The sequence below is a fragment of the Variovorax sp. GW460-12-1-14-LB1 genome, assembly GCF_059423605.1.
In genome coordinates, this window is sequence record NZ_JBWKYF010000135.1 from 1 (window position 1) to 7036 (window position 7036).

General features: G+C 68.7%; 6 protein-coding genes and 1 pseudogene. 6 read left to right on the top strand and 1 reads right to left on the bottom strand.

Annotated features, from left to right (window positions below):
- Positions 1-217, top strand: a pseudogene (locus tag AC07Y4_RS32300) (hypothetical protein); the annotation flags it as partial.
- Positions 218-226: 9 nt separating this feature from the next.
- On the opposite strand, the gene AC07Y4_RS32305 reads toward AC07Y4_RS32300, so the two are convergent.
- Positions 227-1246 carry an AEC family transporter gene (locus tag AC07Y4_RS32305; RefSeq protein WP_495275649.1) on the bottom strand — a complete coding sequence of 340 codons (1020 nt, stop codon included), beginning with the start codon at positions 1244-1246 and terminating at the stop codon, positions 227-229.
- A gap of 149 nt (positions 1247-1395) precedes the next feature.
- Here AC07Y4_RS32305 and AC07Y4_RS32310 point away from each other — a divergent pair, with 149 nt between their 5' ends.
- The 5 genes from AC07Y4_RS32310 (at position 1396) to AC07Y4_RS32330 (ending at position 7018) form a co-directional block, all read left to right on the top strand.
- Positions 1396-3492 carry an ATP-dependent helicase gene (locus tag AC07Y4_RS32310; RefSeq protein ID WP_062476196.1) on the top strand — a complete coding sequence of 699 codons (2097 nt, stop codon included), beginning with the start codon at positions 1396-1398 and terminating at the stop codon, positions 3490-3492.
- Complete coding sequence (locus AC07Y4_RS32315; protein ID WP_495275650.1) at positions 3489-3947, top strand: hypothetical protein; 459 nt, start codon at positions 3489-3491, stop codon at positions 3945-3947. The genes AC07Y4_RS32310 and AC07Y4_RS32315 overlap by 4 nt, the downstream gene beginning before the upstream one ends.
- Positions 3944-5125: a phospholipase A gene (locus AC07Y4_RS32320; RefSeq protein ID WP_095949456.1), complete on the top strand. Its 1182-nt coding sequence runs from the start codon at positions 3944-3946 to the stop codon at positions 5123-5125. The genes AC07Y4_RS32315 and AC07Y4_RS32320 overlap by 4 nt, the downstream gene beginning before the upstream one ends.
- A 123-nt stretch (positions 5126-5248) precedes the next feature.
- Positions 5249-6097, top strand: a complete 849-nt coding sequence (gene nadE, locus AC07Y4_RS32325; protein WP_495275651.1) for an NAD(+) synthase — start codon at positions 5249-5251, stop codon at positions 6095-6097.
- Between the two features lie 183 nt (positions 6098-6280).
- On the top strand, positions 6281-7018 hold the full coding sequence (locus tag AC07Y4_RS32330; RefSeq protein WP_070063911.1) for a response regulator: 738 nt from the start codon (positions 6281-6283) through the stop codon (positions 7016-7018).
- The last annotated feature ends 18 nt before the right edge of the window (positions 7019-7036 follow it).

Genomic DNA, 7036 nt, shown 5'->3' on the forward strand with positions numbered 1-7036 from the left:
CGGCACCACCGACGCGGCCCGCCCGATGGAAGCCACCGCGCCCGCCCCCAAGGACAACTGGCAGCCGGACCACGGCGTGCTCTTCACGGCCAGCCCGACGCTGTTCGGCCGCATCTACAACACCTACTACTGCGACGGCACGCAGGGCCGCGACTTCTCGAAGTGCGAGCGGCTCTCCGACGCCGATCCGTACAAGCTCGGCGTGCTGACCGAGTAACGCCCCCGGTCAGCGCAGCGCGCCGACCGCCACCGGGAAGGTGAAGAACGCCGCCACCGTCGTCCACAGGATGATGCGTGCGATGCGGCCGTTGTCGGCGCCGAAGCGCTCGGCCAGCATCGACACATTGCTCGCGCTCGGCAGCGCCGCGACCAGCACGATCACGACCAGCGCCGAGGGCGCCAGCGGCAGCCCCAGCGCGATGGCGCCGCGCCCCAGCGCCCAGACCGCCAGCGGATGCAGCACCAGCTTCACGAGCACCACGGGCAGCACGTCGGCCAGCGGCGCTTTCGGCGTGGGCCCGGCGCCAGTGCCCATCGCCGCCGCCACCATGGCGCTGGCGCCGTGCTCGCGCGCCAGCAGCGCCGAACGCGCCAGCACCGCGCCGATGGTGAAGAGCGCCACCGGCGAGGCCGCGTCGGCCAGCATGGCGATGGTGCGCTCCACCGGCCCGGGCAGCTGCCAGCGCACCGCCGACAGCAGCACGCCCAGCAGGATCGACCACGGCATCGGGTTCACGAGGATGCCGCGCAGTGCCTTGCGCGCGGCCAGCGTGGCGCCGTGCCGGCCCGCGCTGCCGGCGCCGTCGAGCCGCGACAGCGCGATGCACAGCGACGAGGTCACGACCAGGTCGAACGCGATGGTGATGATGATCGGCCCGGCCGCCTGCGCGCCCAGCAGCGCAACCAGCAGCGGCACGCCCATGAAGCCGGTGTTCGGAAAGGCCGCCACCAGCGCGCCGAAGGCCGCGTCGTTCCAGCCGATGCGCGCATTGCGCGTGAACAGCACCACGCCCGCCACCACCGCCAGCGCGCAGATGCCCCAAATCAGTGCAACGCTGCCGTCCAGCAGCTGCGCGATGGGCGTGCCGGCGCCGAAGCGCAGCAGCATGCAGGGCAGCGCGAAATACAGCACGAAGGTGTTGAGCCCCGGGATCGCATCCAGCGGCAGGATGCGGGTGCGGGCGGCGGCGTAACCGGCCGCGATCAGGGCGAAGAAAGGAAAAGTAACAAGAAAAACAGGCAGCACGCCGGCATTGTCGTCCTCCTTCGTCGCGCGATGCCCGCTGACACGGACGGCCGCAGCCGGGCCCGTATCATTGCCCGCTTTGCGACGGCCGCGCCCTGCGGCCCCTCCTGCCTTTTTCGCGTTCCCGCTTTCCCGGTTCCCCCTCCCCCATGTCCCACGGTCTCAATCTCGCCCAGCAAGAAGCGGTCAACTACATGCACGGTCCCTGTCTGGTGCTCGCAGGTGCGGGCTCGGGCAAGACGCGCGTGATCACGCACAAGATCGGCCGGCTGATCCAGTCGGGCCTGAAGCCCGAGCGCATCGCGGCCATCACCTTCACGAACAAGGCGGCGGCCGAAATGCGCGAGCGCGCCAAGGACCTGATCGGGCGCGACGCGCGCAAGGTGGTGGTGTGCACCTTCCACGCACTGGGTGTGCGCATGATGCGAGAAGACGGCCACGTGCTGGGCCTGAAGAAGGCCTTCAGCATCCTGGACGCCGACGACGTCACCAAGATATTGAAAGACTGCGGCGGCACCGTCGACATCGCCACCGCGCGCATCTGGCAGTGGACGATCAGCAAGTGGAAGAACATGGGCCTGAACGCTGCGCAGGCCGCGGCCGCCGCGGTGGACGACAACGAGCGCATCACGGCCGAGATCATGGTCCAGTACGAAGAGCGGCTGCAGGCCTACCAGAGCGTGGACTTCGACGACCTCATCGGCATGCCGCTGAAGCTGCTGTACGAGTTCCCCGAGGTGCGCGCGAAGTGGCAGGCCATGCTGGGCCACATCCTGGTCGACGAATACCAGGACACCAACGCCACGCAGTACGAAGTGCTCAAGGCGCTGGCCGGCGAGCGCGGCCAGTTCACGGCCGTGGGCGACGACGACCAGTCGATCTACGGCTGGCGCGGCGCCACGCTGGACAACCTGAAGAAGCTGCCGGTCGACTACCCGACGCTCAAGGTCATCAAGCTGGAGCAGAACTACCGCTCCACCAGCGCCATTCTTCGCGCGGCCAACAACGTGATCGGCCCCAACCCCAAGCTGTTTCCGAAGACGCTGTTCTCCGAACTCGGCGAAGGCGAGCCGGTGCGCATCGTCGATGCCGACACCGAGCTGCACGAGGCCGAGCGCACGGTGGCGCGCATCATCAGCCTGCGCGCAGGCGACACGGTGTCGCAGGGCAAGCAGTACAAGGAGTTCCGCGACTTCGCGATCCTGTACCGCGCCAACCACCAGGCGCGCATCTTCGAGCAGGCGCTGCGCAAGGCGCAGATTCCCTACAAGGTGTCGGGCGGCCAGAGCTTCTTCGACCGCGCCGAGATCAAGGACCTGTGCGGCTGGTTCCGCCTGTGGGTCAACAACGACGACGACCCGGCGTTCCTGCGCGCCATCACCACGCCCAAGCGCGGCATCGGCCACACCACGCTGGCCAGCCTGGGCAGCTTCGCGAGCCAGTACAAGCTGAGCCTGTTCGCGGCGCTGTTCAGCCCGTCGCTGCCGAGCGTGATCCCCAAGCGCACGCTCGACGGCGTGCACGAGTTCGGCCGCTACATCAACGACCTGGAATACCGCGCGCGCCGCACCATGGGCGCCGAAGCCTCGCGCGCCTTCATGCTCGAGTGGCTCAAGGAGATCGACTACGAGCGCCATCTGTACGAAGGCGAAGACAGCGAGGCCGCGGCCGCCACGCGCTGGACCAACGTGCTGGAGTTCGTCGACTGGATGTCGCAACGCGCCGGCGGTTCGCTCGACGACGCCTCGGGCGCCGACGACACGAACCCGAACGAACACAAGAGCCTGCTGGAGGTGGCGCAGACCATCTCGCTGCTGTCGACCATCAGCGAGCGCGAGCAGGACCAGAACGTGGTCACGCTCTCGACGCTGCATGCGTCCAAGGGCCTCGAGTGGCCGCACGTGATGCTCATCGGCGTGACCGAGGGCCTGCTGCCCTTCAAGCTCGACGACGACAACGGCCGCCAGAAGGTGGTGAGCGACGAGACCACGCAGCGCCTGCAGGAAGAGCGCCGCCTCATGTACGTGGGCATCACGCGCGCCCAGCGCAGCCTGGCCGTGAGCTGGACCAAGAAACGCAAGCAGGGCCGCGACATGGTGCCCTGCATGCCCAGCCGCTTCATCGCCGAGATGGGCCTGGACAAGGCCACGACCAAGGAAGACCCGCGCGAGAAACTGAAGGCGCTGCGCGCCGAGTTCGCACGCAAGGCGCTGGACAGCGCGGCCAAGGCCGCCGCCACGCCATGAGGACGACGGCGACGGTCGCAGTCGCGCTGCTCGCCGCCGCCCTGGCGGCCGGTTGCGCAACGCCCCGCGACCCCAACTGCCCCGCCGACGCACGCGATCTGCCGCTGCAGGCGCTGTACGGCCAGTGGGACGCCCGCTTCGACGACCTGCCCGGCACGGCCGTCGTGCAGCTGGGCAAGCACCCCGAATACGCCGGCGTGCGCGGCACCATCACGCGCCGCGCCGATGCCTCGACGAAGACCACCGTCGCGCAGCTCGCGGGCGACGTCGACGACGAGGGCGCGCTGTCCATCGACGAATCGCTGGACGGCCGCGCCATCAGCGGCGTCTGGTCGGGCACGCTGCAACCCGGCGCCTGCGGCCGCGAGTTCCGCGGCACGTGGCGCGATGCCGCGACCGAGCGCACGCACCCGTTCGTGCTGCGCAAGACCGTCGCACAGGAAGGAAAGCCATGAAGACGACACGACGACACCCTGCTTCTCTGTTCACGCTGCGCACCGTGGCCGCCGTGGCCGCATGCCTGGGCGCAGCGTCCGGTGCGCAGGCCCAGGCCGTCGACAAGCCGGCCAGCCCGCTGGCCGACGCGCAGCTCACCTGGCAGCAGTGCGCCGCACTCGGCGCGAACAACGAAGCGCGCCTGGCCTGCTACGACCGCTGGTCGCAACAACAGACGCTGCCCTCGGTGTCGGTGCCCGTGGCGCCGCCGGTGCTCGCGAGCACGCAGCCGCCGGTGGACGGCACGATTCCGGCCACGCGCGTGGTGTCGGTCGCGACCACCGAAGGCTGCCGCGACCGCCAGTACTCGACGCTGTCGCGCTTCTGGGAACTCGAGAACGCCACCGACTGCGGCACCTTCGGGTTTCGCGGCTACCGCCCGCTCACGGTGTCGGCCTCGGCCGCCACCGACAAGCCCCAGCCGCCGACCTCGCCGTCGGCCGGCCACACGGCCGAGCCCGTGGCCTACCAGGCGAACGAGATGCGCATCGGCCTGTCGGTGCGCACCAAGCTCGCGCAGGGCATGCTCACGCAGAACGACCCGATCAAGAAGGACTCGCTGTGGTTCGCGTACTCGCAGCAGTCGACCTGGCAGCTGTTCAACGGCTCGATCTCGCGGCCCTTCCGCACCACCGACCACGAACCCGAGCTGATGTATGTCTACCCGACCGACGTCCACCTGCCCGGCGGCTGGCGCTGGCGCTATGCGGGCGTGGGCATCGTGCACCAGTCGAACGGCCAGAGCCTGCCGCTGTCGCGCAGCTGGAACCGCGTGTACCTGATGGGCGGCGCCGAGCTCGACGACCGCTTCACCGTCACGGGCCGCGTCTGGCAGCGCATGTCCGAAAGCGCCGCGAAGGACGACAACCCCGACATCGCCGACTACATCGGCCGCGCCGAAGTCACGGGCCGCTGGAACCTCAACCGCGACAACCAACTGGGCATCACGGTGCGCAACAACCTGCGCGACAGCGGCCGCGGCTCGGTGCGCCTCGAATGGCTGAAGGCCATCGGCGACCCGACCAAGAGCAACCTGCGCTTCCACACGCAGCTGTTCCATGGCTACGGCGACACGCTGGTGGACTACAACCGCAAGCGCACCGTGCTCAGCATCGGCTTGAGCCTCGTCGACTTTTAACTCGCCCCCAGTCTTCGCGCACTTCGTGTCGCTTCGCCAACCCCCTACCGGGGGCAACACCAGCGGCCCGGCAAAGCCGGTTCCGCGGTGTTCCACCGGAAGATCGCAAGGAAGGATCGCCCAATGAATCACGACCTGTCTCCCGTCGATGCCACGCAGCGCGAGATCATCGCGGCCCTGCACGTGGCGCCCGTCTTCGATGCCGCCGCCGAACTCGCGCGGCGCACCGACTTCCTCGCCGACTACCTGCGCAGCACCGGCCTGAAGACGCTGGTGCTGGGCATCAGCGGCGGCGTCGATTCGCTGACCGCCGGCTGCCTTGCGCAGCGCGCGGTCGAGAAGCTGCGCGCCGAAGGCCGCGACGCCACCTTCATCGCGATGCGCCTGCCCTACGGCGTGCAGCGCGACGAGGCCGAGGCGCAGGCCGGGCTGGCGGTGATCCGCCCCGACCGCCTGCTGACGGTGGACATCCGCCCCGCCGCCGATGCGATGCTGGCCGCGCTGCGCGCGGGCGGGCAGACGTTTCGCGATGCGGCGCACGAGGACTTCGTGCTCGGCAACATCAAGGCGCGCCAGCGCATGATTGCGCAGTTCGCGGTGGCCGGTGCGCACGACGGCCTCGTGATCGGCACCGACCACGCGGCCGAAGCGCTCATGGGTTTCTTCACCAAGTTCGGCGACGGCGCGGCCGACATCACGCCGCTCACCGGCCTCAACAAGCGCCGCGTGCGCGCCGTGGCGCAGCTGCTGGGCGCGCCCGATGCGCTGGTCTACAAGGTGCCCACGGCCGACCTCGAGTCGCTGGTGCCGGGCAAGCCCGACGAAAACGCCTTTGGCGTGAGCTACGAGCAGATCGACGATTTCCTCGAGGGCAAGCCGGTGTCGGCCGCGGCGCGCGCGGTGATTCTGTCGACGCACCGCAAGAGCTCCCACAAGCGGGCGCTGCCCGTCGAACCGCCTGTACTTGGGTGACAAACGGATCACATTGAAGTCCCCGAAAGGGATGCTTCGATGCATGTGTAAAGCATCGGACGAAAAAAAGTCGCGAAATACCAGCCTGAGAGGGACTTGATTAACCTTTAGGTATCAATTGGTGCGCTTTTGTCTGCAAGAATTTTGGACGACCGGACACACAGTCCGGCCTTCTGGAACCTCATGCTTGACGTAGTGAAACCCGAAATCCTGGTGGTCGACGACGATCCCGAAGTCTGCGAGACGCTGGTCGACCTGCTGGAGTCGTCGGGCTTTCGCGCACAGGCCGTGCCGGACGGCCTGGCCATGGCAGCCCGGCTCGACCAACGCGCGTTCTCGCTCGTGATCATCGACCTGCGTCTGAAGAAGGAAGACGGCATCGAGCTCGCACGCCAGCTGCGCACGCGCTCGCGCATCCCGATCATCATCCTCACCGGCCAGGGCACGGCCGCCGATCGCATCCTGGGCCTCGAAACCGCCGTCGACGATTTCATCGCCAAGCCCTTCGACAACCGCGAACTGGTCGCACGCATCCGCGCGCTGCTGCGCCGCTCGGCCGAGACCGGCATGCCGCGCTCGCTGCGCACTGACCGCCTGAGCCACGAACGCTACCTGTTCGGCCCCTGGACCCTCAACATCACCGCGCGCGAGCTGCTGCACGGCGACGGCACGCCCTGCGACCTGACGCACGGCGAGTTCGCCCTGCTCGAGGTCTTCGTGCTGCATGCGAACCGCGTCATCGACCGCGAGCAGCTGCTGCTCAAGACGCGCAGCGCCCAGTCGGACGCGGTGAGCCGCACGATCGACGTGCTGGTGTCGCGCCTGCGCCGCAAGATCGAAGAAGACCCGGACCATCCGCGCTTCATCTGCACGGAACGTGGCGCGGGCTACCGCTTTGCAGCGAACGTGGTGCGCTGCTGAGGCAGCAGCGCCCGCACC